Here is a 26847-nt window from a genome sequence, read left to right on the forward strand (position 1 = left end):
CTCGCCGTGTCCGCGCGTGTCAGCCGGTGACCCGGTCGACGAAGGCCAGCGCCCGGGTCCAGAACAGGTCGGTGGCCTCCGGGTCGTGCTCCGCCGGCAGCGACGGGTCGGTGAACAGGTGCCCCTCCCCCGGGTAGCGGAAGACCTCGAGGGGCGCGCGGGCCGCGGCGACGTCCGCGGCGAACGCCTCGTCCCACTCCGCGGAGCGCTTCGGGTCGTCCGTGGTCCGGTGCAGCTGCGCGGGCAGCCCGGCCGGCCAGCCCGGCGCCCCGAGGACCGCCATCGGCAGTGCCCCGGAGACCAGCAGGACGCCGCCGCACCGGCGCTGTGTGGCCACGTGCTCGGCCATCCCCGCGCCGTTGGAGAAGCCGGCGGCCACGAACCCGTCGGGCAGGTCCCGGACGGCGTCGACCGCGCGGGCCATGAGGGCCGGGAAGCCCACCGTCTCGACGTACGCGCCGGCCTCGGCGTAGTCGTCGAAGACCCGCCCGTCGTACTGGTCGACGACGCGGACCTCGTGGCCGGCGGCCCGCAGCCGGTCCGCGGCGTCGGTGATCCCGGGCCGGACGCCGAGGACGGAGTGGAAGAGCGCGATGGTCGTCACGGACCCACGGTGGCGGGTCCTCGGTGACACCGTCCTGTCACCGACTCCTGCGAGGATCCGCGCCGTGAACCGCACCGACCGGTTGCACGCGCTCACCGAGGAGCTGCGCCGTGCCGGGCCGCGCGGGCGGACGGCGCGGCGGCTGGCGGCGTGGCTGGAGGTGTCCACCCGCACGGTCAAGCGGGACGTGAGCGCGCTGCAGCAGGCCGGCGTCCCGATCTGGGCGACCTCGGGTCCCGGCGGCGGCTACGTGCTCGACGCCGCGGCCACGCTCCCGCCGGTGAACCTGACGCCGGCGCAGGCGGTGGCGGTCGCCGTCGCCCTGGCCGGCGCGGCGGACGCGCCGTTCGCCGCGGACGGCCGCGCGGCGCTGGAGAAGGTGCTCGACGTCCTCGGTCCGCAGGCCCGGGCGGAGGTGGAGCGGCTCGGCGGCCGGGTGTGGGTGCGGGCACCGTCGGCCCGGCGGCCGGACCCGGCGCCGGTGGTGGAGGAGGCGCTGGCCCGGCGCCGCGTCGTCGCGATCACCTACCGGGACCGGGCGGGGACGGCGTCCCGGCGGCGGGTGGAGCCGCACCTGCTGGCCCGCACCGGCGACCGCTGGTACCTCGTGGGCTGGTGCCGGGAGCGGGACGCGCCGCGCTGGTTCCGCTGGGACCGCATCGAGGCCGCCGCCCTGACCACCGAACCCGCCCCCGAGCGGGACGCCGCCGTCTACGGCACTCCCCCACCCGACGCGCACTCCGTCAGGTGACCGTCACTCCCACTCGATGGTGCCCGGCGGCTTGCTCGTCACGTCGAGGACGACGCGGTTGACCTCGGACACCTCGTTGGTGATGCGGGTGGAGATCCGGGCGAGCACGTCGTAGGGCAGCCGGGTCCAGTCGGCGGTCATGGCGTCCTCGCTGGACACCGGGCGCAGCACCACCGGGTGGCCGTACGTGCGCCCGTCGCCCTGGACGCCGACCGAGCGGACGTCGGCCAGCAGCACCACCGGGCACTGCCAGATCTCGGAGTCCAGCTTCGCCGCGCTGAGCTCCTCGCGGGCGATCGCGTCGGCCCGCCGCAGCACGTCGAGCCGGTCCCGGGTCACCTCGCCGACGATGCGGATGCCCAGCCCCGGGCCGGGGAACGGCTGGCGCTGCACGAGCCGGTCGGGCAGGCCGAGCTGCCGGCCCACCTCGCGCACCTCGTCCTTGAACAGCGTCCGCAGCGGCTCGACGAGGGTGAACTGCAGGTCCTCGGGCAGCCCGCCGACGTTGTGGTGGCTCTTGATGTTGGCCGTGCCGGTGCCGCCGCCGGACTCCACGACGTCGGGGTAGAGCGTGCCCTGCACGAGGAAGTCGACGGTCTCGCCGTGCGCCTGCGCGTCGGCGACGACGTCGGTGGCCGCCTGCTCGAACACCCGGATGAACTCGCGGCCGATGATCTTCCGCTTCTCCTCCGGGTCGCTGACGCCGGCCAGCGCGGAGAGGAACTGCCCGCTGGCGTCGACCACCCGCAGGTCGGCGCCGGTGACCTCGGCGAAGTCGCGCTCGATCTGCTCGGTCTCGCCCTGCCGCATGAGGCCGTGGTCGACGTACACGCAGGTGAGCCGGTCGCCGATGGCCCGCTGCACGAGCGCGGCGGCCACGGCGGAGTCGACGCCACCCGACAGCGCGCACAGCGCCCGCCGGTCACCGATCTGCGCCCGGATGGCGGCCACCTGCTCGTCGACGACGTTGCTCATCGTCCAGCTGCGCTCGAGCCCGGCGATGTCGAACAGGAAGTGCTCGAGCACCGTCTGGCCGTGCGCGGTGTGCCGCACCTCGGGGTGGAACTGCACCCCGGCCAGCCGCCGGTCGACGTCCTCGAACGCCGCCACCGGCGCGCCGGTGGAGGTGGCGGTGACGGTGAAGCCGGGCGGCGGCGCGCTGACGGCGTCGCCGTGGCTCATCCACACCGACTGCTCCACCGGCAGGTCGCCGAACAGCCGGCCTTGCGTGGTGACCGTCAGCGGGGTGCCGCCGTACTCGCGGTCGCCGGTGTGCGCGACGGTGCCGCCGAGCGTCTGCGCCATGGCCTGGAAGCCGTAGCAGATGCCGAAGGCGGGCACCCCGCCCTCGAACAGCGCCGGGTCGACCTGCGGCGCGCCCTCGGCGTAGACGCTGGAGGGCCCGCCGGAGAGCACGATCGCCGCCGGCTCCCGCTCGAGGATCTCCTCGACGGGCACCGAGGACGGGACGATCTCGGAGTAGACGCCGGCCTCGCGGATGCGCCGGGCGATGAGCTGGGCGTACTGCGCGCCGAAGTCGACGACCAGGACGGTGGGGAAGTCCATCAGTCGGGTCGACCGCCGATCACCAGGTCCACCCGCTGGAACTCCTTGAGGTCGCGGTAGCCGGTCTTGGCCATCGTGCGGCGCAGCGCGCCGAACAGGTTGGTCCGGCCGTCGGACGTCTCGGCGGGGCCGAGCAGCACCTGCTCGAGCGACCCGGCCGACGGGATCGGCGCCGAGGTGCCGCCGCGCGGCAGCCGCGGGTGCGCGGCCACCGAGTCCCACCAGACGCCGCCGCCGGGGGCCTCCTTCGCCGCCCGCAGCGGCTCGCCGACCTGCACGGCGTCCGCGCCGCAGGCCAGCGCCCGCGCGATCGCGCCGCTGGTCTCGATCCGGCCGTTGGCGATGACGTGCACGTACCGGCCGCCGGTCTCGTCGAGGTAGTCGCGGCGGGCGGCCGCGGCGTCGGCGATCGCGCTGGCCAGCGGCACCCGGATGCCCATGACGGCGTCGCCGGTGGAGAAGCTGTCGGCGCCGACGCCGACGACCACCCCGGCCGCGCCGGTGCGCATGAGGTGCAGCGCCGTCTGGTAGTTCGCCGCGCCGCCGACGATCACCGGGACGTCGAGGTCGGCGATGAACGACTTGAGGTTGAGCGCCGCGCCCTGGGTGGTCACGTGCTCGGCGGAGACGATCGTGCCCTGGATGACCAGCAGGTCGACGCCGGCGGCGAGCACCGCGGGCGCGAGCTGCTCGGTGTGCTGCGGCGAGACGCGCACCGCCGTCGTCACGCCGGCGTCGCGCATCTCCTTGATCCGGGCGGTGATCAGGTCCGGCTTGACCGGCTCGCAGTAGACCTGCTGCAGCAGCGACACCGGCGGCGGCGCCTCCGCACCCGCCTCGCGCAGCTGCCGGTAGACCGGCAGCGGGTCGTCGTAGCGGGTCCACAGCCCCTCGGCGTTGAGCACGCCGAGGCCGCCGGCCCGGCCGACGGCGATCGCCGTCGCCGGGCTGACGACGGCGTCGCTCGGGCTGGTGACCAGCGGGATGTCGAACCGGAAGGCGTCGATCTGCCAGGCCGTGGAGACGTCGTCGACGTCGCGGGTGCGGCGGGACGGGACGATCGAGACCTCGTCCAGGTCGTAGCCGCGGCGGGCGAAGCGGTTGAGGCCGATCTCGACGGTGTCGCGGGCGGGCACGGTCACCGCCCCCGGTAGTTCGGCGCCTCGACGGTCATCTGGATGTCGTGGGGGTGGCTCTCCACGAGACCGGCCGAGGTGATCCGGGTCAGCTGCCCGCGGTCCTGCAGGTCGGCGACGGTGCCGGCACCGGCGTAGCCCATCGACGCGCGCAGGCCGCCGACGAGCTGGTGGGCCACGGTCGCCAGCGCCCCGCGGTAGGGCACCTGGCCCTCGATGCCCTCGGGGACGAGCTTGTCGTCGGAGAGGACGTCGTCGGCGAAGTAGCGGTCGCGGCTGTAGGACTGGTTGCCGCGCTTCTGCATGGCGCCGAGGGACCCCATGCCGCGGTAGGTCTTGAACTGCTTGCCGTTCATGAACACCAGCTCGCCCGGGGCCTCCTCGACCCCGGCGAACAGCCCGCCGATCATGACGGTGTCGGCGCCGGCGACCAGCGCCTTGGCGATGTCCCCGGAGTACTGCAGGCCGCCGTCGGCGATGACCGGGACGCCGGCCGGCCTGCAGGCGAGGCTCGCCTCGTAGATGGCGGTGATCTGCGGGACGCCGACGCCCGCGACCACGCGGGTGGTGCAGATCGAGCCGGGGCCGACGCCGACCTTGACCGCGTCCGCGCCGGCGTCGACCAGCGCCTGCGCGCCGGCGCGGGTGGCGACGTTCCCGCCGACCACCTGGACGCCGCCGTCGCCGCCGAAGTCCTGCCGGACCCGGGCGACCATGTCGAGGACGGCGCGCTGGTGGCCGTGCGCGGTGTCGACGACGACCACGTCGACCCCGGCGTCGACCAGCAGGCCGGCCCGCTTGTAGGCGTCCTCGCCCACGCCGACCGCCGCGGCGACGACGAGCCGGCCGTCGGCGTCCTTGGTGGCGTTCGGGTACTGGTCGCGCTTGACGAAGTCCTTGACGGTGATCAGGCCGCGCAGCCGGCCGGACTCGTCGACGATCGGCAGCTTCTCGATCTTGTGCTGGGACAGCAGCCGCAGCGCGGTGTCGGGGTCGACGCCGACCGGGGCGGTGACCAGCGGCATCTTCGTCATGACGTCGCGCACGAGCCGGTTCTGGTCGGTCTCGAAGCGCATGTCGCGGTTGGTGACGATGCCGACCAGCACGCCCTCGTCGTCGACGACGGGCGCGCCGGAGATGCGGTAGCGGGCCGACAGGGCGTCGACCTCGGCGAGGGTGTTGTCCGGCGAGCAGGTGACCGGGTTGGTGACCATGCCGGCCTCGGAGCGCTTGACCAGGTCGACCTGGCCCGCCTGCTCCTCGGCGGCGAGGTTGCGGTGCAGCACGCCCACGCCGCCGACGCGCGCCATGGCGATCGCCATGCGGGCCTCGGTGACGGTGTCCATCGCGCTGGAGACCAGCGGCACGGCCAGCCGGACGCCCCGGGTGAGGCGGCTGCTGGTGTCGACCTCGGCGGGGACGACGTCGGACTCCCCGGGGATGAGCAGGACGTCGTCGTAGGTCAGGCCGAGCGGGGCGAACTTCGCCGGCAGCTCGGGGATCCGTTCGTCGGGCTGCATGGTGCCGCCACCCTCTCCGTCGGCTTCGCCCCCGGCCGGGCGCGCGGGAACCACTCCCGATCGTAGGCCGGGCGCTCCAGCGCCCGGGACGCCGCCGGGCGCTGGGCGTGGGAACCGTCGGCGCGGGCGGCTACCGTGGTGCCCCGGACGGGCGAGCCCGCGCGTCCGGGCCGGGACGCCCGCGCCGCCAGCACGAGGGAGGAGGCACCCGTGAGTCCCTTCGACGACGCCCCGGGGCCCGACTTCGACTCGCCGTCGGACCCGCCACCGCTGTCGATGGAGGAACGGGCCGGCGTCCTCGACGACCTGGCCGAGCTCGAGGTGTTCCGCACCCTGCTCGAGCCGACGGGGATCAAGGGCATCGTCGTCGACTGCCCGGACTGCGACGAGGAGCACCACGTCGACTGGGCGCTGATGCAGGCCAACCTGCGCCAGCTCCTCGAGGAGGGGCAGACCGGCCGGCACGAGCCGCCGTTCGACCCCGACCCCGACGACTACGTCAGCTGGGACTACGCCAGCGGCTACGCCGACGGGGTGGCCGCGATGGCCGAGCGCGAGGAGCCCGGCTCCGGCGGTACCGGCCGCCACGCCAGGGACGACTAGGCGAGGACGCAGCGAGGGGCCCCTCCGGATGCCGGAGGGGCCCCTCGCTGCGTTCTCGTGCGGATCAGCTCATCATGCCGCGGCGGAAGCCGGTGGCCACGGCCTCGGCGCGGTCCTTCGCGCCGAGCTTGCGGAACAGCCGGCGGGCGTGGGTCTTGATGGTGTCCTCGGACAGGTAGAGCTCCCGGCCGATCTGGGCGTTGCTCTTGCCCTGGCTCATCCCGGTGAGCACCTGCATCTCGCGCATCGACAGCGTGACCGCCGGCGCGGCCTCGCGGACGGGGGTGCTCACCACCCGCGGCCCGGCGCCGTTGAGCGGCGTCGCCCAGGCCGGCACGGGGGCGCCGACGGAGTTCAGCGGCACCGGGGCGGGCGCCGGCTGCGGCGGGCGGCCGTCGGCGCGCAGGCCGACGCGGGACAGGCCGAGGCCCATCTCCAGGGCGCTGGCGTCCCAGCGGAGGTACCCGCGGGCCCCGACGGCGACCGCGGCGCGCACCGTCTCGGCGTCGTCGGGCGCGCCGAGCACGAGCACCGGGACGGTGGGGTGGGTGCGGATGACCTGCGTGGCGACGGTCAGGCCGGTGTCCACCGCGCGCTGCGTGCCGACCAGCAGCACGTCGGGCTGGCGGGTGGCCAGGCGCTGGACGAGGGCGGCGGCGTCCCCGACGACCTCGACCCGGCCCACGAACGGCAGGGCCACCAGGCGCGCGGCGACGTCGTCGCGGACACGACGGCGCTCGTCGTACACCCACACGGTCGTGGCCCCGTGGCCCGGACCGCGCATCCTGTCGTCGATCACGTGGTTCTCCTCGTCTCCCCCGGCCGTGGAGGGCACCCGGGTCCCCACGACCCGGAACGGCTACGGCCTGGAACGACCATGACCGGCGGGAACGGGACACGACACCCGTGATCACCCTGCGGGGGGAGACGCGGACCGGGAAAATGTCCGATCCCCCTGTGTTTGACCCCGGGACCCCTCGGGCACCGGCTCCCGTGCGACCGGACCGCCCCCTCCGGCTCGCACCGAGCCGAGGAGGACCGACATGGCCGACATCCGCCGTCTCCCGACGCCCGTTGCCGAGGTGTGGGACTGGCAGTTGCACGGCGCCTGCCGTGGCGAGAGCACCGCGCTGTTCTTCCACCCCGACGGCGAGCGCGGTCCCGCCCGGGCCCGTCGCCAGGCCGCGGCCAAGGCCGTGTGCGCGAAGTGCCCCGTCGTCGAGGCCTGCCTCAAGCACGCCCTGAGCGTCCGTGAGCCCTACGGCGTCTGGGGCGGCATGAGCGAGGAGGAGCGGGCCCGGCTGATCGCCGCGGAGCCCGCCGCCGTCGCCGCGGGGGTCTAGAGGGAGGACCCCCCTCCCCACCACTCGCAGGCTCGCGGCGGGACCCTGCAGGGGGCCGCACCCGGCACTCGCGAACGAGAGGGCCGGTCCAGCAGACGCTGGACCGGCCCTCTCGTGCTGTGCGGGCCCCGGGACGTCGCCCGGGGCCCGCACCGTTCAGTGGCTGTGGCCGTGGCCGTGCGAGTGGCCGTGGGTGTGGTGCCCGGCCCCCGCGTGCTCGTCCTCCTCCTCCGGCGCCTCGACGACGGCGGAGTCGGTGGTGAGCACCATCGCGGCGATCGACGCGGCGTTGCCCAGCGCGGCCTTGGTGACCTTGACCGGGTCGATGACGCCCTGGGCGGCCAGGTCGCCGTACTCGCCGGTGGCGGCGTTGAAGCCCTGGCCCACGCCGAGGTCGCGGACCTTGCTGACGACGACGCGGCCCTCGAAGCCGGCGTTGTCGGCGATGCGGGCCAGCGGGGCCTCCAGGGCGCGCTTCACGGCACGGGCGCCGGTCAGCTCGTCACCGGTGAGGTCCAGCGCGTCGATCGCGGCGGCGGCGTGCACGAGCGCCGAGCCACCACCGGGGACGACGCCCTCCTCGACCGCGGCCTTGGTGGCGGCGATGGCGTCCTCGATGCGGTGCTTGCGCTCCTTGAGCTCGACCTCGGTGGCCGCGCCGACCCGGATGACGCCGATGCCGCCGGCCAGCTTGGCCAGCCGCTCCTGCAGCTTCTCGCGGTCCCAGTCGGAGTCGGTGGCCTCGATCTCGCGGCGGATCTGGGCGACCCGGTCGGAGATCGCGCCGGCCGTGCCGCCGCCGTCGACGATCGTCGTCGTGTCCTTGGTGACGGTGACGCGGCGGGCGGTGCCGAGCACCTCGAGGCCGACCTGGTCGAGCTTGAGGCCGACGTCCTCGCTGACCACCTGGCCGCCGGTGACGACGGCGAGGTCGGTCATGAACGCCTTGCGACGGTCGCCGAAGTAGGGCGACTTGACCGCGACGACCTTGATCGTCTTGCGGATCGAGTTGACGACGAGGGTGGACAGCGCCTCGCCCTCGACGTCCTCGGCGACGATCAGCAGCGGGCGGGCCCCGTTGCCGAGCACCTTCTCCAGCAGCGGCAGCAGGTCGGCCAGCGCGCTGACCTTGCCCTGGACCAGCAGCACGAGGACGTCGTCGAGGACGGCCTCCATCGCCTCCTGGTCGGTGACGAAGTAGGGCGAGAGGTAGCCCTTGTCGAACTGCACGCCCTCGGTGACGTCGAGGTCGGTGGAGAGGGTGTTGCTCTCCTCGACGGTGATGACGCCGTCCTTGCCGACCTTCTCCATGGCCTCGCCGATCAGGCGGCCGACCTCGGCGTCCTGCGCCGAGATGGTCGCGACGCCGGCGATGGCGTCCTGCTCCTCGACCGGGGTGGCCACCTCGTCGAGAGCGCCCCACACGGCGTCGACGGCGGCGCGCATGCCGCGGCCGAGGCCCATCGGGTTGGCGCCGGCGGCGACGTTGCGCATGCCCTCCTTGACCAGGGCCTGCGCCAGCACGGTCGCGGTGGTGGTGCCGTCACCGGCGACGTCGTTGGTCTTGGTGGCGACGTTCTTGGCCAGCTGGGCGCCGAGGTTCTCGTACGGGTCCTCGAGCTCGACCTCGCGGGCGATGGTGACGCCGTCGTTGGTGATGGTCGGGGCGCCGAACTTCTTGTCGAGGACGACGTTGCGCCCGCGCGGGCCGAGGGTCACCTTGACGGCGTCGGCGAGCTTGTCCACGCCGCGCTCGAGCGCGCGGCGGGCATCCTCGTTGAACTTGATGATCTTGGCCATGGGGCCCTTCCGATCAGATCGCTACGGGGTGAGACGGCGACCGCCCCGGGACCCGGTCATTCGGGTCGCCGGGGCGGTCGCTTCAGGCTGAGCGGGGAAGTGTCGTCACTTCTCCACGACGGCGAGCAGGTCGCGAGCGGAGAGCACCAGGTACTCCTCGCCGGCGTACTTGACCTCGGTGCCGCCGTACTTCGAGTAGATGACGACGTCGCCGACGTTGACGTCGAGCGGCACGCGGTTGCCGTTGTCGTCGATGCGGCCGGGGCCCACGGCGATGACCGTGCCCTCCTGCGGCTTCTCCTTGGCGGTGTCCGGGATGACCAGGCCGGAGGCGGTGGTGGTCTCGGCCTCGTTGGCCTGGACGACGACGCGGTCCTCGAGCGGCTTGATGTTGACCTTGGTAGCGGTCGTCACGAGGTGACGCCCCCTTCGGGATCGAACGGCGGGTGGTCTCTCATGCTGTGGCACGGGGGCCGGGCCTGCCGTCGCGGGGATCAGGCGCCTGCCCGTGTCGGTTGGCACTCTACCCACGAGAGTGCCAGCCCCTCAACCGGGTCGCCGGGTCGGGCGACGCCGCCCTGCGGGAGGCTGGACGCCGTGCCCGACGACGCCGGCCCGGTCGCCCTCCTGCGCACGCCGGAGGGGACCGCGGCGACCGCGCGGGCGGCGGCCCTGCTGGCGGAGGGGGCCGACGTGCTCGCGGGCGTGGCCCGGCTGCGCGCCGAGGTCGGCCCGGAGCTGGCCGGCCCGGCCTGGGAGCTGGCCCGGCTGCGCGCCCGGGCCCGCCCGGTGTTCGGCGCCGACGCCGACCGGCTGTTCCTCACCGCCGACACCCTTGAGCAGGCCGGCCGTCCCGAGCTGGCCGCCCGCCGCGCCGCCCGGCTGCTCGCCGACGGCACCGACTCCGCCGCCGACCTCGGCTGCGCGGCCGGGACCGACACGGTCGCGCTGGCCCGGGCCGGTGCGCGGGTGCTCGCCGTCGACCGCGACCCGGTGGCCCGGGAGCTGACCGCCGCCAACGCCGCGGCACTCGGGGTGGACGACGACGTGTGGGTGGTCGCCGGCGACGTCGTCGACCTGGTGGACGCCGCCCGCGGTGGGGAGGTGGCCGGCTGCGGCGCCGCCGTCCTCGACCCCGCCCGGCGGGGCGGCGGGCGACGGCTGCTCGACCCTGACCGCTGGTCCCCGCCGTGGTCGACGGTCGCCACGCTGCTCGACCGGGTGCCGCGGGCGGTGGTGAAGGTGGCGCCCGGGCTCGACCACGACCGGGTGCCCGAGGGCGTCGAGGCCGAGTGGGTGTCGGTGCGCGGGTCGGTCGTCGAGGCGCTGCTCTGGGGCCGCGGGGTGTCGGAGGTGTGGCGGCGGGCGACCGTCGTCCGGGACGGCGCGGTGCACGAGCTGACCGCGGACGCCGACCCCGGCCCCGCCGACACCGGCCCGGTCCGCGGGTGGCTGCACGAGCCCGACCCCGCCGTCATCCGGTCGGGCCTCGTGTCGCTCGTGGCCGCGGAGCTGGGCGCCACGCTGGTCGACCCGACGATCGCCTACCTGACCTCCGACGCCGCGACCGACTCACCCTGGGTCACCTCCTACCGCGTCGACGAGGTGCTGCCGTTCCACCTCAAGAGGCTGCGGGCGCTGCTGCGGACCCGGGGCGTGGGCCGGGTGGTGGTGAAGAAGCGCGGCTCGGCGATCGAGCCGGAGACCCTCGCGCGACAGCTGCGCGGGCCGGGGAGCGGGACGGCGACCGTCGTCGTCACCCGGGTCGCCGGCACACCCACGGCCCTGGTGTGCGCCATCAACCCGGGTTGACGGGATCCGCTCATCAACCTAGGTTGACGAGCGTGGCGGTCGGACGGGTCGACGTGCCGGGTCCCGAGGACCCGGAGGAGGCGCTGGCTGCCGTCGTCGCCCTGCGCCGGCTCGCGGGCCGGCTCGAGGTGGAGGCGGTGGTCGAGGCGGTCGGCCGGGGCTGGACGTGGGCCCAGGTCGGCGAGGCGCTCGGCATCAGCGCGCAGGCCGCCCACAAGAGGTTCGCCCCCGAGGTCCGCGCGCGGCGCGGGCACCGACCAGGAGGAGAGAGCTGATGGGGATCGCCACCGCGGTGCGGGACCTGCGGACGGTGGAGGCGCTGCTCACCGGTGCCGAGGCCGAGGCACGCGGCAGCGGGGAGGCGACGCCCGGCCCCGAGCACCTCCTGCTCGCGGCCACCGCGCTCCCGGACGGCACGGCCGCCGCCGCGCTCGCCCGGGTCGGGACCGACGCCGAGCGGCTGCGCGCGGCCGTCGAGGCCGCGCACGCCGCCGCGCTCGCGTCGGTCGGGGTCGGCGCCGCGACCGGCGAGCCGGCGCTGCGCGGACCCGCCACCGGCCCGATGCGCTCGACCCCGCAGGCGCAGCAGGTCTTCCGGGCGGCGGTCGCGGCGGCGAAGGCGGCGCGCTCCCCGCTGCGCGGCGCGCACGTCGTCGCCGCGGTGTGCGACCTCGAGCGCGGCACGGTGGTCCGCGCGCTGGCCGACCTCGGCGTCGACCGCGCCCGGCTGCGCGACGCGGCCCGCGCCGTCAGCGGCTGACGACGTCGATCGGCAGCGAGCTATCGGCGCCCAACTCCGGCGCCGACGGCTCCACGCCGGCGGCCACCAGCCGCGAGCCGAGCGCGGCGACCATCGCGCCGTTGTCGGTGCACAGCCGCGGGCTGGGCACCCGCAGCACGATCCCCGCCGTCGCGCAGCGCTCCTCGGCCAGCGCCCGCAGCCGCGAGTTGGCCGCCACTCCCCCGCCCAGCACCAGGTGGTCGACGCCGTGCTCGCGGCAGGCCCGCACCGCCTTGGCGGTCAGCACGTCGGCGACCGCCTCCTGGAACGACGCCGCGACGTCGGCCACCGGCACCGGCTCCCCCGCCTTCCGCCGGGCCTCGACCCACCGGGCGACGGCGGTCTTCAGCCCGGAAAAGCTGAAGTCGTAGGGCGCGTCGCGGGGGCCGGTGAGCCCACGCGGGAAGTCGATCGCCGCCGGGTCGCCCTCGCGCGCGGCCCGGTCGATCGGCGGGCCGCCGGGGAAGGGCAGGCCCAGCACGCGCGCGACCTTGTCGAAGGCCTCGCCGGCGGCGTCGTCGATCGTGCGGCCCAGCGACTGCACCTCCTGGGCGAGGTCGGGCACCAGCAGCAGCGAGCTGTGCCCGCCGGAGACCAGCAGCGCCAGCGACGGCTCGGCGAGGCGGCCGTGCTGCAGCTCGTCGACGGCGACGTGCGCGGCCAGGTGGTTCACCCCGTACAGCGGCTTGTCCAGCGCGAGCGCGTACGCCTTGGCGGCGGCCAGCCCGACCAGCAGGGCGCCGGTGAGCCCGGGCCCGGCGGTGACGGCGACGGCGTCGACGTCGGCGGCGGACACCCCGGCCTCGGCCAGCGCGCGGTGCACCGTCGGGACCATCGCCTCCAGGTGCGCCCGCGAGGCGATCTCCGGCACGACCCCGCCGAAGCGCTCGTGCTCGGCCATCGAGGTGGCCAGCGCGTCGGCGAGCAGCGTGTGCCCGCGGACGACGCCGACGCCGGTCTCGTCGCAGGAGGTCTCGAACCCGATGACCAGCGGCTCGTCAGCCACGGAGCCTCTCCCTCCTCATCACGACCGCGTCGGTGTTGCTCGGCTGGTAGTAGCCGCGCCGCCGGCCGATCTCGGTGAACCCGCGCCGGCGGTAGAGGCCCTGCGCGAGCTCGTTGTCCGCCCGCACCTCGAGCAGCACCACCGGGCTGCGCCGGTCGGCCTCGGCGAGCAGCGCGTCGAGCAGCCGCGCCCCGATCCCCTCGCCCTGCCGGTCGCGCGCGACGCCGATGGTCGCCACGTGCGCCTCGTCGTCGTAGGCGATGAGCCCGGCGTAGCCGACCACGGCCCCCTCGTCCCCGTCGTCCGTGTCGACGGCGACCAGGTAGTGGCGGGTGTCGGTGCGGGCGAGCTCGTCGCGGTACATCGCGCGGGTCCAGGTGTCGGGCGCGAAGAGCTCCTCCTCCAGCGCGAGGACCGCGTCGAGGTCGGCCAGCCGCATCGGCCGCAGCCGCACGCTCACCGGACCTCCTCGCCGGCGCTCGTCGGCCCGACGACCGCCGGTGCTCCGCCCCCGCGCGAGCTCACGAGCCCGCTCACGTGGTGGTCACCGGCTTGAACGACGTCGGCGGGACGGCGTCGGGGCGGCGGAGGTAGAGCGGCACCAGCGGCCCGGCCGACGACGGGTCGTCGAGCAGGGGCGCCGCCGCGCGCAGCAGCCCGGCGGTGGTCACCTCGGCGGGCTCGACCGGCGCGCCCAGCCGGTCGGCGAACCGCGGGTCGCCGACCAGCGGGCCGGGGAGGCCGGCCTCCTCGGGACGGACGACGCCGGGACCGTCCACCCGCGCGCCGGCGTCGTCGTAGGCGGCCCAGTAGACCTCCCTGCGGCGGGCGTCGGTGACCACGGTGCGGCGCCCGGAGCCGACCGCGTCCAGCGAGCAGACCCCGACCGCGGGGACGCCGCGGGCGTCGGCGAGCGCGGCGGCGGTGACGACGCCGACCCGCAGGCCGGTGAAGGGCCCGGGGCCGAGGCCCGTGACGACGGCGCCAACATCGGCGAGGGTCAGCCCGGCCGCGGCCAGCGCCTCGCGGACGGCGGGGACGAGCAGCTCGGCGTGCCGGTTGCCCGAGGGCACCGCCCGCTCGGCGAGCACCTCGACGGCGCCGGCCGTGCGGCGGGCGACCCCGGCGACGAGGGTGGGGGTCGCGGTGTCGAGGGCGAGGACGAGCACGGCTCGCCAGGTTAGACCGACGGCTCGTACACGACCTCGGGGCCGTCGACCCCGTCGACCTGCTCCCCCACCTCGAGGGAGCCGAACGGGAGCGCGACCGCCCGCGACGCCGCGTTGCCCGGCGCGGTGCACACCCGGGCGACCGCGACGCCCGGCGCGCGCCGCGCCCGGTCCAGCAGCAGGGCCAGGGCCGCCCGCGCGCAGCCGCGGCGCCGGTGCTCCGGCAGCACGGCGTAGCCGATCTCCACCGTCCCGCGGGCGTCGGGCGGGCCGTGGAAGCCGGCGCGGCCGACGGCCGGGCCGCGGGCGACGTCCCGGACGACGCCGGTCACCCACGCGGCGGCCGACGGGTCGGCGGTCACCTGCGCGGCCCGCATCCGCCACACCGGCGCCTACTCCGGGGCCGCGAACGCCGGCGGCAGCGGGACCGGCGCCGGGGTGGTGTCGCCGTCGGCGAGGGCCGCGAGCACCGGGCCGCTCAGCGCCGGCACCTCGACCCGCGGCGTCACGGCGACCGATCCGGACAGCTCCCGCGACGTCCGTCCACACCCGCACGGTGCCCGGGGCGGGACGGGCAGGAGCAGGTCCGAGGACCGCCCGTCGGCGTGGGGTCGCCGGTCAGCAGGCGAACTCCTGGTCCTCCGGGACCACCGTCCAGAGGTCCTCACCCGCGTAGTCGGTGTAGAGGTTGGCGATGTACGGGCCACTGGAGGTGTACCTGCCGACCCGCGCGGTGTGGCCGTCGGACCAGACGATCGTGAAGGCCATGACGTACGTGCTGCCGTCGAAGGTGCACGACTTGCCCGTCAGGCTCACCCAGGAGTCGACCTGCGGCTGCGGCGCGGGAGCCGGGGCGGGAGCGGGAGCCGGTGCGGGGGCGGGGGCCGGCGTCGACGCCGGGCGGGAGGGCGTCGCCGCAGCGCCCGAGGAGCCCCGCGCCGGCTGCGGCGGGGCGGTCTGCCGCGAGGCACCCGTTGCGGCCTCGCCGGCCGCCTGCTCGGCTGCGACCTGCTCGGCTGCAACGTGCTCGGCGGCCACCTGCTCGGCGGCGACGCGCTCCGCCTCACGGACGGCGGCAGCGGCGGCCTCCTGCTCCACGGCGAGGCCGTTGACGGTCGTCGGGGCGGTCGCCGGCGCGGACGGGGTGACCGTCGCGGCGTGCGCGGCGGCGCCGACACCGGCGTCCGCGCAGCCCGCGGTGAGCGTGACGAGCCCGGCGGCGACGGCGGCGGTCGTGACCCGGCGCAGGAGGCGGCGGCCCGCTGCACCCGGATCGCACCCGGCGGGCGCGCCGGTCGTCGAGGCGCCGCGGCCGGCGGAGGGAACGGAGGTCGTGGACACGGGGAGCACGTCCGCTCATCGGCAGGGTGCGGCCGCGACTGAAATCCGCCCGATCCCGATCCGGGAAGGGTCCTCAGCCGTCGAGGCGCGCCTCCCAGCCGGGGCCGTGCGGGACCAGCACCGCGGTGCGGACGTCGTCGTCACGGCGGTCCAGCCGGACCTCGAGGTGCTCGTCGGCCAGCCGCTCGACCAGCCCGGCGCCCCACTCGACCACCGTCACCGACTCCTCGGTGGAGGCGTCGAGGTCGAGGTCGTCGACGTCGGCCACGCTGCCGAGCCGGTAGGCGTCCACGTGCACCAGCGGGAGCCGCCCGCCGCGGTGCACGCGGGCAATGACGAAGGTGGGCGAGGTGACCGGCTCGGTCACCCCGAGCGCGGCGCCGAGGCCCTGGGTGAGCGCGGTCTTGCCCGCCCCCAGCGGGCCGGTGAGGACGACGAGGTCGCCCGGCCGCACCACCGCGGCGAGCGCCGCGCCCAGCGCCCGGGTGTCCTCGGGGGTGGGCAGCTCGTGCTCGCGCCTCATGGGGCCAGGCTCCGCGCCACCGAGGTGAGGTCCTCGAGCAGCCCCGCCCGCGGCGCCCCGGCCGGGCCGAACCGGATCGCCGCCGACGGGTGGTAGGTCGCCCAGACCGCGCGGCCGCCGACGTCGTGCGGGCGGCCGCGGGCCTCGGCGAGCACGGTCCGCGGCCCGAGGAACCACTTGGCCGACGACAGCCCGAGCGCCACGACGACGGGCGGGTCGAGCAGCTCGAGCTGGCGGCGCAGCCAGCCGCTGCAGCGGGCCACCTCGGAGGTCTTCGGCGTCCGGTTCCCGGGCGGCCGGCACTTCACGATGTTCAGCACCGCGGCCTCGGCGCGGTCCAGCCCCGCCTCGGCGAGCAGCAGGTCCAGCAGCTGCCCCGACTTCCCGACGAAGGGCCGGCCGGTCTCGTCCTCGTTGGCGCCGGGCGCCTCCCCGACCAGCGCGAACCGGGCCCGGCCGCGCACCGGCGGGTCCCCGACGACGACGTGCTGCCGGGTGGCGGCCAGCTCGGGGCAGGCGACGCAGGGGGTGGCGGCCGCGGCGAGCTCCGGCCAGCCGGCGGCCGCGGCGGCGGTGCGCGCGACCTCCTCGGCCATCGCCCGGGTCTCGGCGTCGAACCGGGGCGGACGGGAGGCGGCCACGCGCCGACCCTACGGGGGCCGCTGCGGCCGGGCCTCCGGGCTTCCCTCCGCGGCCCGGGAGCCTCACCCTGTGCTCGGGACCCCGCGCCGGGAGGAGCCGCCATGACGCCGCAACCGGACGTGTACGACGTCGCCTGCCTCGCCGGCGGGACGCAGCGGGTGGTCGACACCGCGCTGGTCGCCCTGGTGGTCACCGGCCGGGTGCGCGCCGTCGCCCCGGGCGAGCTGCAGGTGGTCTCCCCGCGGCGCCGGCACCCGGTCGAGGCCGCGGTCCTCGACGCCGTCGGGGCGCGGGGCCGCCGCTCGGTGGAGACCGTGCGCTGGCGTGCGCTCGGCGACGACCGGGTGACCGAGGTCGTGCGGCGGCTGCGGCACGAGGGGCTGCTCGGCCGGCTGCTCGGCCCGACCGCCGCGGGCCGGCGGCTGCTGCGGGACGCGCGGGCCGGCGACGGCGACCCGGTGCGGCGGGTGGCGCTCGACGGCGTGCAGCGGCTTCCCGACCCGGCGCTGCGGGCGGCGGTGGTGGCGCCCCCGCGCCGCCCGGTCGTGCCCGGCGCCGGGACGCCGTGGGAGCTGACCTTCGCCGACGGCTGCGAGGCCGCCCACCGCACCCGCGAGGAGCTGATGGGCCGCCTGTACGACGCCCGCGGCTGAGGGCTCAGTCCCGCACGGGCACCCCGGCGGCGACGCGGCGCAGCAGGCCGGACAGCGCCCGGGTGACCTCCTCGGGCCGCTCCAGCGGGACCAGGTGCCCGGCGTCCGGCACGACGACGTACTCGACCATCGGGCCCTCGCCGCCCAGCAGCTCCACGAGGGTGTCGCTGTGCGCCTTCGGGATCATCTTGTCCGCGTCACCGGTGAGCACCAGCGTCGGCACGCTGCGCAGCGGCTGCAGCGCGCCGGTCTCGTCGAGGCCGGCCAGCGCCGGGTAGAACTCCGCGATCACGTCGACCGGCGTGCCGCCGATCATCGCGTCCACGTAGCGGCCCAGCCGCGGGTCGACGTCGGTGGAGGAGAACGACAGCGACCAGGTGGCCGCGGAGACGACGTCGGCGGCCAGCCGGCGGGTGCGCTCGGCGAACGCCGGCCGGCGGCGCATCGTCCAGGCCGCGACCGGCAGCACCGCGGCACGCAGGCGGGTGAGGAACTCGGGCAGGCCGAAGTCGAGGTCGGCCAGGTTGCCGCTCGACGTCGACACCAGGGCCGCGCCGACGACCTTGGTGCCGAACAGCTCCGGGTGCAGTTCGGCCAGGCCCATGACGGTCATGCCGCCCATGGAGTGGCCGACGAGCACGACCGGACCCTCGGGCACCCGGGTCTCGACGACGGCGGCGAGGTCGCGGGCCAGCTGCTCGATCGTCGAGTTCTCGGCCGGGCCCCGGGTGGAGCCCCCGTGGCCGCGCTGGTCGTAGAACACCAGCCGGGCCGCGGGGCGGTGCCCGTTGGCGGTGGCCAGCTGCGCGCCCAGCGACCGCCGCTGGAACGTCCACGACGCCATCGACAGCGTGTAGCCGTGCACGAAGACGACGGTCAGCGGCGCGTCGAGCGGGCCGACCTCCTCCACCGCCAGCAGCACGCCGTCGTCGGCCTGGACCAGCGCGGTGCGGTCGGCCCGGCGGGAGGCCGGGCCGAGCGGGTCGTCCTCCCGCAGCTCGGCGGCGGTGGCGCCCTCCGGCAGCGCCCCGGCGGGGCTCAGCCGCTCCGCGCGCACCCGCCGGGTGGCGATCCGGGCGACGGCCACGCCGACGGCGGTGGTCGCCGCCGCCAGGCCGACGACGGCCCCGGCGACCCCGGCAGCCGGGTGCCGCTCCAGCGCCCCGGCGACACCGGACCGCGCCGGGGCGGCCGCGCGCCGCACCGGTCCCCTGCTGCGTGCCATCAGACCGCCCCCGCGGACCCGACGTGCCGGCGGGTGAACCGTCCGCCGACCCGGGTGACCAGCTCGTAGTGGATGGTGTCGACCGCGTCGGCCCACTGCTGCGCGGTGGGCTCGCCCCGGTCGCCGGGACCCCAGAGGACCACCTCGTCACCCGGCGCCACGGCGGCGTCGCCGACGTCGAGCACGAACTGGTCCATGCACACCCGCCCGGCGATGGTGCGCTGGGCGCCGCCGGCGAGCACCGGCGCCCGGTTGCCCGCCGCCCGCGGCACCCCGTCGGCGTACCCGACCGGCACGAGCGCGAGCGTGGTCTCGGTCACCGGCGAGTAGGTGTGGCCGTAGGAGACCCCGACGCCCGCGGGCACCCGCTTGGTCAGCGCGACCCGCGCGCGCACGGTCATCGCGGGCCGCAGGCCGTGGACCGCCGGGTCGCCGCCGAGCGGGTCCAGGCCGTAGAGGGCGACGCCGGGTCGGACCATGTCGTACCAGGTGTCCGGCAGCGCCACGGTGGCCGCGGAGTTGGCCAGGTGCCGGCGCCCGTCCAGCCCGGCCCCGCGGGCGAGGTCCACGGCCTCGTCGAACACCCGCACCTGGGCGCCGATCGTCGGGTGGGTCGGCGCGTCGGCGTAGGCCATGTGGCTCCACAGCCCCACGACCTCGACCTCGCCGTCGGCCTGCGCGCGGGCGGCCGCGGCGACCAGGCCCGGCCAGTCGGCCGTCGTGGCGCCCTCGCGGGACAGGCCGGTGTCGGCGAACAGGTGCAGCCGCGCGGCCCGGCCGGTGGCGCGGGCGGCGGCGACCACCTCGGCCAGCCCCCACTCCGCGTTCACCGACAGCTCGACGTCGGCCTCCAGCGCCGGGGCGAAGTCGGTGCCGGGGGTGTGCAGCCAGGCCAGCAGCGGCGCGGTCACCCCCGCGGCACGCAGCGCCAGCGCCTCCTCGAGCACGGCGACGCCGAGCGCGTCGGCACCACCGGCCAGCACCGCCCGGGCCGCGGGCACCAGCCCGTGCCCGTATCCGTCGGCCTTGACCACCGCCATCAGCGGCCGGCCGACCCGCTCGCGCAGCACGGCGGTGTTCGCCGCGATCGCGTCGAGGTCGACGACCACCTCGGCCCGGGGTTCGCTCACACCCCCGAGTCTCGCAGGCCGGTGCCGCGCACCCGGCCCACCGTCTCGGAGAGCCGCCGCACCAGGTCGCCGGCGACCAGCGGCCCGGTCTCGGCGGCGACCTGACCGGCGCGGCCGTGCAGGTGAGCGGCCGCCGCCGCGGTCTCCGCGGCCGGGGTGCCGGTGGCCAGCAGGGCGCCGAGGATCCCCGAGAGCACGTCCCCGGTGCCGGCGGTGGCCATCTCCGGGGTGCCGGTGCCGTTGACGAACGCGGTCCCGCCCGGGTCCGCGACGACGGTGGCGCTGCCCTTGAGCAGCACGACCGCGCCGAGGTCCGCGGCCAGCCGGCGGGCGCTGCCGACCCGGTCGGCGCCGACCGCGACGCCGAAGCGCTCGAACTCGCGGTCGTGCGGGGTGAGCACGGTGGGCGCGGCCCGGCGGCGGACGAGGTCCGGCTCGCGGGCGGCCATCGTCAGCGCGTCGGCGTCGACCACCACCGGCAGGTCGGTGGCCAGCACCTCGGCGAGCACGCTGCGGGCGTCGTCGTCGGTGCCCGTGCCGGGGCCGACCACCCAGGCCTGCACGCGGCCGGCGTCGCCGGGGCGGCCCGCGGTGACGATCGCCTCGGGCCAGGCGGCGCGCACGCCCTCGGCCGCGGTGCCCGCGTAGCGGACCAGCCCCGGCCGGGTGCGCAGCGCCGCCCCGGTGCACAGCACCCCGGCGCCGGGGTAGGTGGCCGAGCCGGCCACGATCCCGACGACGCCGCGGGAGTACTTGTCGTCGACGTCGCCGGGCGGCTGCAGGTGCGCGGCGACGTCGTCGTCGGTGAGCTGGTGCGCCCGCGCCGGGGCCAGGTGCGGGCCCAGGCCGATGTCGACCAGGTGCACCGTGCCCGCGTACCCGCGGCCCTCGCCGACGACGAGCCCGGGCTTCACCGCGCCGAAGGTGACCGTGTGGACGGCGGCGAACGCGGCGCCCTCGACCGCGCCGGTGTCGGCGTCCACACCGCTCGGCACGTCGACGGCGACGGTGGTGCCCGGCCCGGTGGCGGCGCGGTCGGCCAGCCGGGCGGCGTCCGGCCGCAGCCCGCCGCGGCCGCCGATGCCGACGATCCCGTCGAGGACGAGGTCGGCGCGGTCCAGCCCGTCGGGCCCGTCCGGGCCGGTCACCCGCCCGCCGGCGCGGCGCAGCGCCGCCAGCCCGGCGGGGTGGGCGCGGTCCGGGGCGAGCAGCACGGCGGTCACCCGGGCGCCGCGGGCGGCCAGCCGCGCGCCGGCGAACAGCGCGTCGCCGCCGTTGTTGCCGCCGCCGGCGAGGACGGTGACCCGCGCGCCGGGCGCCCGGCCGAGCAGCCGCAGGCAGACGGTGGCCAGGCCGGTCGCCGCCCGCTGCATGAGCGCGCCCTCGCGGGTGCGGGCCAGCAGCACGTCCTCGGCGGCGCGGACCTCCGCGACGGTGGACAGCCCGATCACGGCGCCCCCTCCCGCCCGGCCCCGCCCTCGGCGACGACCACGGCCGACGCGATGCCGCCGTCGTGGCTGAGCGAGAGGTGCCAGCTGCTGATGCCGAGGTCCGCGGCCCGCTTCGCGACCGTGCCGCGCACCTCCAGGTGCGGGCGGCCGCGCTCGCCGACCATGACCTCGACGTCGTGCCAGTGCAGCGAACCGGGCGCGCCGAGGGACTTGGCGACCGCCTCCTTGGCGGCGAACCGCGCGGCCAGCGACTCCGCGGTGCGGGGGCTGCCGGACGGCGTCGTCTGCTCGTCCGCGGTGAACAGCCGGTCCCGCAGCCCGGGGGTGCGCTCCAGCGACTCGGCGAAACGGGTCACGGGGACCACGTCGATCCCGACCCCGACGATCACCGGGCCAGTCTGCCGTGCGCCCGCCGGACGCGCCGTCCTGGCTCACCGCCACGCGTCCTGGCTCACCGCCGACGGCGAGCCAGGACGCAGCACGATCAGCTCACCTGATCGTGCACGAGCTCACTCGACGGTGACGCTCTTGGCCAGGTTGCGGGGCTGGTCGACGTCGAAGCCGCGGGTGTCGGCGATCTCGCAGGCGAGGATCTGCAGCGGCACCGTGGTCACCACCGGGGCGAGCAGGGTGGGCGTGCGCGGCACCCGGATGAGGTGGTCGGCGTAGGGGACGACGTCGTCGTCGCCCTCCTCGGCGATGACGATGGTGCGCGCCCCGCGGGCCCGGATCTCCTGGATGTTGGAGACGACCTTGCCGTGCAGCACGCTGCGCCCGGCCGGCGACGGCGCGATGACCACCACCGGCGTGCCCTCGTCGATGACCGCGATCGGGCCGTGCTTGAGCTCGCCGGCGGCGAAGCCCTCGGCGTGGATGTAGGCCAGCTCCTTGAGCTTGAGCGCGCCCTCCAGCGCCACCGGGAAGCCCACGTGGCGGCCGAGGAACAGGACCGTGTCCGCGTCGGCCAGCGACCGGCCCAGCTCCCGCACCGGCTCCATCTGGGTCAGCACCTGCTCGACCGCCTCGGGCAGCCGCTGCAGCTGCTGGACGATCGAGCCGACCTCGTCGGCGTACTTGATCCCGCGCACCTGGGCGAGGAACAGCCCGACCAGGTAGCAGGCGACGATCTGCGCCAGGAACGCCTTGGTCGAGGCGACGGCGATCTCCGGGCCGGCGTGGGTGTACAGCACGGCGTCGGACTCGCGCGGGATCGTCGAGCCGTTGACGTTGCAGATGGCCAGCACGCGGGCCTTCTGCTCCTTGGCGTGCCGCAGCGCCATGAGGGTGTCCATCGTCTCGCCGGACTGGCTGATGACGACGACCAGCGTGGAGCGGTCGAGCACCGGGTCGCGGTAGCGGAACTCGCTGGCCACCTCGACCTCGACCGGGATGCGGGTCCAGTGCTCGATGGCGTACTTGGCGATCAGCCCGGCGTGGTAGCTGGTGCCGCAGGAGACGACGAAGACCTTGTCGACGTCGCGCAGGTCCTGGTCGGACAGCCGCACCTCGTCGAGGAGCAGCTCGCCGTCGTCGCCGAGGCGCCCGCGCAGGGTGTCGGCGACCGCCTGCGGCTGCTCGGCGATCTCCTTGAGCATGAACCAGTCGTGGCCGCCCTTCTCCGCGGCCGCGGCGTCCCAGTCGACGGTGTAGGCGGCGGGCTCGGCGGGCGCGCCCTCGAAGTCGGTGACGGTCAGGCCGCGGGTGCGGTCCATCTCGACGACCTGGTCCTGGCCGAGCTCGCGGGCCTCGCGGGTGTGCGCGATGAACGCCGCGACGTCGGAGCCGAGGAAGTACTCGCCGTCGCCGACGCCGACCACCAGCGGGCTGTTGCGGCGGGAGGCCACCAGCGTGTCGGGCTCGTCGGCGTGCGCCGCGACGAGGGTGAACGCGCCCTCCAGCCGGCGGCTGACCAGGCGCATCGCCTCGGCGAACCGGCCCGGGCCCGCGGGCAGCTCCGCGTAGGCGGCGGCCAGCAGGTGCGCCACGACCTCGGTGTCGGTCTCCGAGCGCATCTCGGCGCCGGCGGCCTCGCACTCGGCGCGCAGGTGCGCGAAGTTCTCGATGATCCCGTTGTGGATGACCGCGACCCGGCCGTCGGCCGACAGGTGCGGGTGGGCGTTGCGGTCGGTCGGGCCGCCGTGCGTGGCCCAGCGGGTGTGCCCGATGCCCAGCGTCGACTCCGGCAGCGGGTCGTCGGCCAGGACCTTCTCCAGGTTGGCCAGCTTGCCCGCCTTCTTGGCCGACGCCAGCTCCCCGGAGCCGTCGCCGTCCACCCGGACGGCCACGCCCGCGGAGTCGTATCCGCGGTACTCGAGCCGGCGCAGGCCCTCCAGGACGACGTCCAGGGCGTTCTGGGGGCCGACGTAACCCACGATGCCGCACATGTGTATCGAGGCTACCGGGGAAGGGGGACCGATCCGTCCCCCTGCGGTGTGAGACGCGGAGCCCGTCCCACCCGCCCCACCGGGCCGGTCAGGACCAGGGCGTCACCGGGCGCGGGCGGGGCACGCCGTCGACGGCCACGTCGAAGCGCTCGTCGAAGAAGCACAGCAGCCCGCGCAGCCCGGCCGCGTCGGGCAGCGGGTCCCGGTAGCTCCACACCGCGTCCGGGACCAGCCCGTCGCCGGTCCGCACCGACCAGTACTCCGCCTGGCCCTTGTACGCGCACCAGGTGCGCGTCTCGCTGGGCACCAGGTCGGCGACGACGTCCTCGGCCGGCAGGTACCAGCGCACCGGCAGCAGGGTCTCGAACACCAGCCGCGGCCGGGAGGAGGCCGCCAGCAGCTCCCCGCCGGCCGACACCCGCACCGACCGCGACCCGGCCCGGACGTCGACCCGGTGGAACGGGTCGCGCGGGTGCCCGTGCAGCGGCTCGTCCTCCTCGTACCAGGCGTCGCAGCCGCCGAAGTCCAGGACGACGTAGCCGGCCAGCGCCGGGTCCGCCGGGCAGAACCCCTCGACGACGCGGTCGCTGCCCGGTACCCGCACCGCCACCGGCTCCCCCGGCGTGCTGCGCACGGAGAACGGGACCCGGGGGTCGAGCACGCGCAGCTCGGTCACGTCGGGGACGGCGAAGCCGGTGCCCGCCGGGACGTCCGGGGGCGGGGCCGGGGCGGGCGCGAGGGTCCCGCGCAGGTCCTCGCGCGGGACGGCGTACGCGGGCACCACCCGCCGCGGCTCCCACACGAGCAGCGCCCGGTCGGTGAGCGCGACGACGACGCCGTCGGCCTCGGCCCGCACCCGCTTGGCGGTGGGCTCGTACCGGAGCCGGCCGACGGCCCCGCCGACCAGGTCGCGCATCCGCACGGTCATCGCGTCCTCCCGCCGGGCCGGTGGGCGCCATGCTCGTCCCGGGGCGGCGCCCCGGTCCAGCCCGGCGGTCAGTCGACGGCGGCGACGACCGCGGCCAGCCGGGAGGCGATCGCGTCGGCGAGCTCCTGGGTGGGCGCCTCGACCATCACGCGCACGAGCTGCTCGGTGCCGGAGGGCCGCAGCAGCACCCGGCCGTCGTCCCCGAGCTCGGCCTCGGCGGCGTTGACCGCGCCGCCCACGGCCTCGCTCTCCACGACCCGGATGCGGTCGCGGACCGGGACGTTGACCAGGGTCTGCGGGAGCCGGCGCACCACCGAGGCCAGCTCGGCGAGCGAGGCGCCGGTGGCGGCCATGCGGGACAGGAGCGACAGGCCGGTGAGCAGGCCGTCGCCGGTGGTGGCGTGGTCGAGGAAGACCAGGTGGCCGCTCTGCTCCCCGCCGAGGCTGAGCCCCTGCTCGCGCAGCGCCTCGAGGACGTAGCGGTCGCCGACGGCGGTGGTGTGCACCGCGATGCCGGCGTCGCGCATCGTGTGGTGGAAGCCGAGGTTGCTCATCACCGTGGCGACGACCGTGTCCCGGGCCAGCTCGCCGCGCTCCTTGAGCGCCAGCGCGCAGACGGCGAGGATCGCGTCGCCGTCGACCACCCGCCCGTCGGCGGTGACCGCGAGGCAGCGGTCGGCGTCGCCGTCGTGCGCGATGCCGAGGTCCGCGCCGGTCTCGCGGACGGCGTCGGTCAGCGGGCCCAGGTGGGTGGAGCCGATGCCGTCGTTGATGTTCCAGCCGTCGGGCTCGCCGCCGATGACGGTGACCTCGGCGCCGGCGCGGCGGTAGACGTCGGGGGCGACGGTGGCGGCCGAGCCGTGCGCGCAGTCGACGACCAGGCGCAGTCCGGACACCGACGCCGGGAGCGTCGACAGCAGGTGCTCGGCGTAGTCCTCGACGGCGCTGGGCAGGTCGCGGACCCGGCCGATGTCGGCACCGGTCGGGCGGTGGCCGTCGGTGCTCCGGCGGGAGGTGGCGAGGGTGCTCTCGATCGCCGCCTCGACCGCGTCGGGCAGCTTGTGGCCGCCGCGGCTGAACAGCTTGATGCCGTTGTCGGGCATCGGGTTGTGGCTCGCCGAGATCATGACGCCGAGGTCGGCGCCGGTCTCGGCGGTGAGGAACGCGACGGCCGGGGTGGGGAGCACGCCCACGCGCAGCACCTCCGCACCCGCGCTCGCGAGGCCCGCCACGACGGCGGCCTCGAGCATCTCCCCGCTGGCGCGGGGGTCACGCCCGACGACCGCGACGGGACGCGAGGTCCCGTCGCGGTCGGCGAGCACGTTGGCGGCGGCACGCGCCACCGACAGGGCCAACTCCGGCGTGAGGTCGGCGTTGGCCCGACCCCGGACGCCGTCGGTCCCGAAGAGGCGACCCACGGCGGTGCCGGTCAGCGCTTCGAGTACTGAGGAGCCTTGCGGGCCTTCTTGAGGCCGTACTTCTTGCGCTCCTTGACCCGCGCGTCGCGGGTGAGGAAGCCGGCCTTCTTGAGGGCCGGGCGGTCCTCGGCCTCGACCTCGATGAGGGCGCGGGCGATCGCCAGGCGCAGCGCGCCGGCCTGGCCGGTGACGCCGCCGCCCTTGAGGATGCCGACGACGTCGTACTGCTCGGCCTTCTCCAGGGTCACGAACGGCTCGCGGATGAGCTGCTGGTGCACCTTGTTCGGGAAGTACTGCTCGAGGCTGCGGCCGTTGAGGCGGAACTGGCCGGTGCCGGGCACGAGGCGCACCCGGACGACGGCCTCCTTGCGCCGGCCGACGGTCTGGACCGGGCGCCCCTCGGCGTCGGTCACGGTGAGGGGGGAGGTCACTGGGCCACCTGCTTGATCTCGAACGTCTGGGGCTGCTGGGCGGCGTGCGGGTGCTCGGGGCCCGCGTACACCTTCAGCTTCTTGATCATCTGCCGGCCGAGGCTGTTGTGCGGCAGCATGCCCTTCACCGCGCGCTCGACGACGCGGTCGGGGTGGGTGCGCAGCTGGTCGCCGACGTTGATCGCGCGCAGGCCGCCCGGGTAGCCGGAGTGCCGGTAGGCGGTCTTCTGGTCGCGCTTGGAGCCGGTGAGGGCGATCTTGTTCGCGTTCACGACGACGACGAAGTCACCGACGTCGACGTGCGGGGCGAACTGGGGCTTGTGCTTGCCGCGCAGCAGGGTCGCGACCTGGCTGGCGAGTCGACCGAGCACCACGTCGGTGGCGTCGATGACGTGCCAGGCGCGGGTGACCTCGCCGGGCTTGGGTGAGTACGTGCGCACGGCGCTCGTGTCCTCCGTCGTCGTCGGGGTGGCTGGTGGGATCGCCTCACCGAGGACGGGAGACGCCGACGGCGCGCGCGCACCAGCCGGCGGCCGCGCACCAGCCGACGACGATACCAGCCGGATGACGTGCTGGAACGGCCCCGTCAGGGACGGGGTCCTCCCTCAGCCGGTGCCGAGGTCGCGCTGG

30 protein-coding genes are annotated in these 26847 nt (G+C 76.2%); 7 read left to right on the forward strand and 23 right to left on the reverse strand.

Going from position 1 to position 26847, the window contains the following annotated elements; genetic code table 11:
• Positions 1-19 precede the first annotated feature (19 nt).
• Entirely contained in the window at positions 20-604 is a 585-nt protein-coding gene (locus ACI79Z_RS00460) for a dienelactone hydrolase family protein (protein ID WP_456901376.1), read from the reverse strand.
• Positions 605-668: 64 nt separating this feature from the next.
• Here ACI79Z_RS00460 and ACI79Z_RS00465 point away from each other — a divergent pair, with 64 nt between their 5' ends.
• Positions 669-1355 carry a helix-turn-helix transcriptional regulator gene (locus tag ACI79Z_RS00465; RefSeq protein ID WP_387987643.1) on the forward strand — a complete coding sequence of 229 codons (687 nt, stop codon included), beginning with the start codon at positions 669-671 and terminating at the stop codon, positions 1353-1355.
• Positions 1356-1358: 3 nt separating this feature from the next.
• On the opposite strand, the gene guaA is transcribed toward ACI79Z_RS00465, so the two are convergent.
• From guaA to guaB, 3 genes are read right to left on the reverse strand one after another with little or no spacing between them, the layout of a single operon-like run.
• Positions 1359-2921, reverse strand: a complete 1563-nt coding sequence (gene guaA / locus ACI79Z_RS00470; RefSeq protein WP_456901377.1) for a glutamine-hydrolyzing GMP synthase — start codon at positions 2919-2921, stop codon at positions 1359-1361.
• Positions 2921-4063 carry a GuaB3 family IMP dehydrogenase-related protein gene (locus tag ACI79Z_RS00475; RefSeq protein ID WP_387987647.1) on the reverse strand — a complete coding sequence of 381 codons (1143 nt, stop codon included), beginning with the start codon at positions 4061-4063 and terminating at the stop codon, positions 2921-2923. The genes guaA and ACI79Z_RS00475 overlap by 1 nt, the downstream gene beginning before the upstream one ends.
• A complete protein-coding gene (gene guaB, locus ACI79Z_RS00480) occupies positions 4060-5577 on the reverse strand; it encodes an IMP dehydrogenase (RefSeq protein WP_387987650.1) in 1518 nt (505 codons plus the stop codon). The genes ACI79Z_RS00475 and guaB overlap by 4 nt, the downstream gene beginning before the upstream one ends.
• Before the next feature lie 210 nt (positions 5578-5787).
• On the opposite strand from guaB, the gene ACI79Z_RS00485 reads away from it, so the two are divergent.
• A complete protein-coding gene (locus ACI79Z_RS00485; protein ID WP_387987652.1) occupies positions 5788-6180 on the forward strand; it encodes a DUF5319 family protein in 393 nt (130 codons plus the stop codon).
• Positions 6181-6244: 64 nt separating this feature from the next.
• Here the strand turns inward: ACI79Z_RS00485 and ACI79Z_RS00490 are convergent, their stop codons facing one another.
• Complete coding sequence (locus ACI79Z_RS00490; RefSeq protein ID WP_456901378.1) at positions 6245-6979, reverse strand: response regulator transcription factor; 735 nt, start codon at positions 6977-6979, stop codon at positions 6245-6247.
• 244 nt (positions 6980-7223) lie between these two features.
• On the opposite strand from ACI79Z_RS00490, the gene ACI79Z_RS00495 reads away from it, so the two are divergent.
• A complete protein-coding gene (locus ACI79Z_RS00495; protein ID WP_387987654.1) occupies positions 7224-7523 on the forward strand; it encodes a WhiB family transcriptional regulator in 300 nt (99 codons plus the stop codon).
• Positions 7524-7679: 156 nt separating this feature from the next.
• Here ACI79Z_RS00495 and groL read toward each other — a convergent pair whose 3' ends face one another.
• Together groL and groES are read right to left on the reverse strand one after the other, a co-directional pair.
• A complete protein-coding gene (gene groL / locus ACI79Z_RS00500) occupies positions 7680-9323 on the reverse strand; it encodes a chaperonin GroEL (RefSeq protein ID WP_387987656.1) in 1644 nt (547 codons plus the stop codon).
• Between the two features lie 105 nt (positions 9324-9428).
• Positions 9429-9737, reverse strand: coding sequence for a co-chaperone GroES (groES, locus tag ACI79Z_RS00505; RefSeq protein WP_110005357.1), 309 nt, complete (start codon positions 9735-9737; stop codon positions 9429-9431).
• 183 nt (positions 9738-9920) lie between these two features.
• Between groES and ACI79Z_RS00510 the strand changes: the two genes are divergently transcribed.
• The 3 genes from ACI79Z_RS00510 to ACI79Z_RS00520 are packed head-to-tail and all read left to right on the forward strand — an operon-like array spanning position 9921 to position 11895.
• Entirely contained in the window at positions 9921-11135 is a 1215-nt protein-coding gene (locus ACI79Z_RS00510) for a THUMP-like domain-containing protein (protein ID WP_456901379.1), read from the forward strand.
• Positions 11136-11167: 32 nt separating this feature from the next.
• Positions 11168-11410, forward strand: coding sequence for an RNA polymerase subunit sigma-70 (locus ACI79Z_RS00515; RefSeq protein WP_387987661.1), 243 nt, complete (start codon positions 11168-11170; stop codon positions 11408-11410).
• Positions 11410-11895, forward strand: a complete 486-nt coding sequence (locus ACI79Z_RS00520; RefSeq protein ID WP_456901380.1) for a Clp protease N-terminal domain-containing protein — start codon at positions 11410-11412, stop codon at positions 11893-11895. The genes ACI79Z_RS00515 and ACI79Z_RS00520 overlap by 1 nt, the downstream gene beginning before the upstream one ends.
• Here ACI79Z_RS00520 and tsaD read toward each other — a convergent pair.
• From tsaD to ACI79Z_RS00555, 7 genes are all read right to left on the reverse strand, one after another.
• Positions 11885-12922, reverse strand: a complete 1038-nt coding sequence (gene tsaD / locus ACI79Z_RS00525; protein WP_387987663.1) for a tRNA (adenosine(37)-N6)-threonylcarbamoyltransferase complex transferase subunit TsaD — start codon at positions 12920-12922, stop codon at positions 11885-11887. The genes ACI79Z_RS00520 and tsaD overlap by 11 nt on opposite strands.
• A complete protein-coding gene (gene rimI, locus ACI79Z_RS00530) occupies positions 12915-13382 on the reverse strand; it encodes a ribosomal protein S18-alanine N-acetyltransferase (protein WP_387987665.1) in 468 nt (155 codons plus the stop codon). The genes tsaD and rimI overlap by 8 nt, the downstream gene beginning before the upstream one ends.
• Before the next feature lie 73 nt (positions 13383-13455).
• A complete protein-coding gene (gene tsaB / locus ACI79Z_RS00535; protein ID WP_456901381.1) occupies positions 13456-14091 on the reverse strand; it encodes a tRNA (adenosine(37)-N6)-threonylcarbamoyltransferase complex dimerization subunit type 1 TsaB in 636 nt (211 codons plus the stop codon).
• Positions 14092-14102: 11 nt separating this feature from the next.
• Complete coding sequence (locus tag ACI79Z_RS00540; RefSeq protein WP_456901459.1) at positions 14103-14468, reverse strand: GNAT family N-acetyltransferase; 366 nt, start codon at positions 14466-14468, stop codon at positions 14103-14105.
• 241 nt (positions 14469-14709) lie between these two features.
• Positions 14710-15432 (reverse strand): hypothetical protein, encoded by a 723-nt coding sequence (locus tag ACI79Z_RS00545; protein WP_456901382.1) that lies wholly within the window; start codon positions 15430-15432, stop codon positions 14710-14712.
• Positions 15433-15505: 73 nt separating this feature from the next.
• The gene (gene tsaE, locus ACI79Z_RS00550; protein WP_456901383.1) at positions 15506-15955 is read right to left on the reverse strand and encodes a tRNA (adenosine(37)-N6)-threonylcarbamoyltransferase complex ATPase subunit type 1 TsaE; all 450 of its coding nucleotides are present in this window, start codon (positions 15953-15955) and stop codon (positions 15506-15508) included.
• Positions 15952-16551, reverse strand: a complete 600-nt coding sequence (locus tag ACI79Z_RS00555; protein ID WP_387987673.1) for a uracil-DNA glycosylase — start codon at positions 16549-16551, stop codon at positions 15952-15954. The genes tsaE and ACI79Z_RS00555 overlap by 4 nt, the downstream gene beginning before the upstream one ends.
• Between ACI79Z_RS00555 and ACI79Z_RS00560 the strand changes: the two genes are divergently transcribed.
• Complete coding sequence (locus tag ACI79Z_RS00560) at positions 16441-17250, forward strand: TIGR04222 domain-containing membrane protein (protein WP_387987675.1); 810 nt, start codon at positions 16441-16443, stop codon at positions 17248-17250. The genes ACI79Z_RS00555 and ACI79Z_RS00560 overlap by 111 nt on opposite strands.
• A 4-nt stretch (positions 17251-17254) precedes the next feature.
• Here ACI79Z_RS00560 and ACI79Z_RS00565 read toward each other — a convergent pair whose 3' ends face one another.
• From ACI79Z_RS00565 to rplM, 9 genes are all read right to left on the reverse strand, one after another.
• Positions 17255-18475: an alpha/beta fold hydrolase gene (locus ACI79Z_RS00565; RefSeq protein WP_456901384.1), complete on the reverse strand. Its 1221-nt coding sequence runs from the start codon at positions 18473-18475 to the stop codon at positions 17255-17257.
• A complete protein-coding gene (alr, locus tag ACI79Z_RS00570; RefSeq protein ID WP_456901385.1) occupies positions 18475-19605 on the reverse strand; it encodes an alanine racemase in 1131 nt (376 codons plus the stop codon). Before alr ends, ACI79Z_RS00565 begins: the two co-directional genes overlap by 1 nt.
• On the reverse strand, positions 19602-21056 hold the full coding sequence (locus ACI79Z_RS00575) for an NAD(P)H-hydrate dehydratase (protein ID WP_456901386.1): 1455 nt from the start codon (positions 21054-21056) through the stop codon (positions 19602-19604). The genes alr and ACI79Z_RS00575 overlap by 4 nt, the downstream gene beginning before the upstream one ends.
• On the reverse strand, positions 21053-21445 hold the full coding sequence (locus ACI79Z_RS00580) for a holo-ACP synthase (protein WP_387987683.1): 393 nt from the start codon (positions 21443-21445) through the stop codon (positions 21053-21055). The genes ACI79Z_RS00575 and ACI79Z_RS00580 overlap by 4 nt, the downstream gene beginning before the upstream one ends.
• 120 nt (positions 21446-21565) lie before the next feature.
• Positions 21566-23440, reverse strand: a complete 1875-nt coding sequence (gene glmS, locus ACI79Z_RS00585; protein ID WP_456901387.1) for a glutamine--fructose-6-phosphate transaminase (isomerizing) — start codon at positions 23438-23440, stop codon at positions 21566-21568.
• Between the two features lie 88 nt (positions 23441-23528).
• Positions 23529-24368: a DUF427 domain-containing protein gene (locus ACI79Z_RS00590; protein WP_387987687.1), complete on the reverse strand. Its 840-nt coding sequence runs from the start codon at positions 24366-24368 to the stop codon at positions 23529-23531.
• A gap of 68 nt (positions 24369-24436) precedes the next feature.
• On the reverse strand, positions 24437-25786 hold the full coding sequence (gene glmM / locus ACI79Z_RS00595; RefSeq protein WP_387987689.1) for a phosphoglucosamine mutase: 1350 nt from the start codon (positions 25784-25786) through the stop codon (positions 24437-24439).
• Between the two features lie 11 nt (positions 25787-25797).
• A complete protein-coding gene (rpsI, locus tag ACI79Z_RS00600) occupies positions 25798-26217 on the reverse strand; it encodes a 30S ribosomal protein S9 (protein WP_387987691.1) in 420 nt (139 codons plus the stop codon).
• Positions 26214-26657: a 50S ribosomal protein L13 gene (gene rplM / locus ACI79Z_RS00605; protein ID WP_387987693.1), complete on the reverse strand. Its 444-nt coding sequence runs from the start codon at positions 26655-26657 to the stop codon at positions 26214-26216. The genes rpsI and rplM overlap by 4 nt, the downstream gene beginning before the upstream one ends.
• Between the last annotated feature and the right edge of the window lie 190 nt (positions 26658-26847).

This window comes from Geodermatophilus sp. SYSU D00663 (genome assembly GCF_054050655.1).

Excerpts from the sequence above, each read along its gene's own strand:
- guaA (WP_456901377.1), bottom strand. The coding sequence starts at position 2,921 with ATGGACTTCCCCACCGTCCTGGTCGTCGACTTCGGCGCGCAGTACGCC.
- guaB (WP_387987650.1), bottom strand. The coding sequence starts at position 5,577 with ATGCAGCCCGACGAACGGATCCCCGAGCTGCCGGCGAAGTTCGCCCCG.
- ACI79Z_RS00495 (WP_387987654.1), top strand. The coding sequence starts at position 7,224 with ATGGCCGACATCCGCCGTCTCCCGACGCCCGTTGCCGAGGTGTGGGAC.
- groL (WP_387987656.1), bottom strand. The coding sequence starts at position 9,323 with ATGGCCAAGATCATCAAGTTCAACGAGGATGCCCGCCGCGCGCTCGAG.
- ACI79Z_RS00520 (WP_456901380.1), top strand. The coding sequence starts at position 11,410 with ATGGGGATCGCCACCGCGGTGCGGGACCTGCGGACGGTGGAGGCGCTG.
- ACI79Z_RS00540 (WP_456901459.1), bottom strand. The coding sequence starts at position 14,468 with ATGCGGGCCGCGCAGGTGACCGCCGACCCGTCGGCCGCCGCGTGGGTG.
- tsaE (WP_456901383.1), bottom strand. The coding sequence starts at position 15,955 with ATGAGGCGCGAGCACGAGCTGCCCACCCCCGAGGACACCCGGGCGCTG.
- ACI79Z_RS00555 (WP_387987673.1), bottom strand. The coding sequence starts at position 16,551 with ATGGCCGAGGAGGTCGCGCGCACCGCCGCCGCGGCCGCCGGCTGGCCG.
- ACI79Z_RS00565 (WP_456901384.1), bottom strand. The coding sequence starts at position 18,475 with ATGGCACGCAGCAGGGGACCGGTGCGGCGCGCGGCCGCCCCGGCGCGG.
- glmS (WP_456901387.1), bottom strand. The coding sequence starts at position 23,440 with ATGTGCGGCATCGTGGGTTACGTCGGCCCCCAGAACGCCCTGGACGTC.
- ACI79Z_RS00590 (WP_387987687.1), bottom strand. The coding sequence starts at position 24,368 with ATGACCGTGCGGATGCGCGACCTGGTCGGCGGGGCCGTCGGCCGGCTC.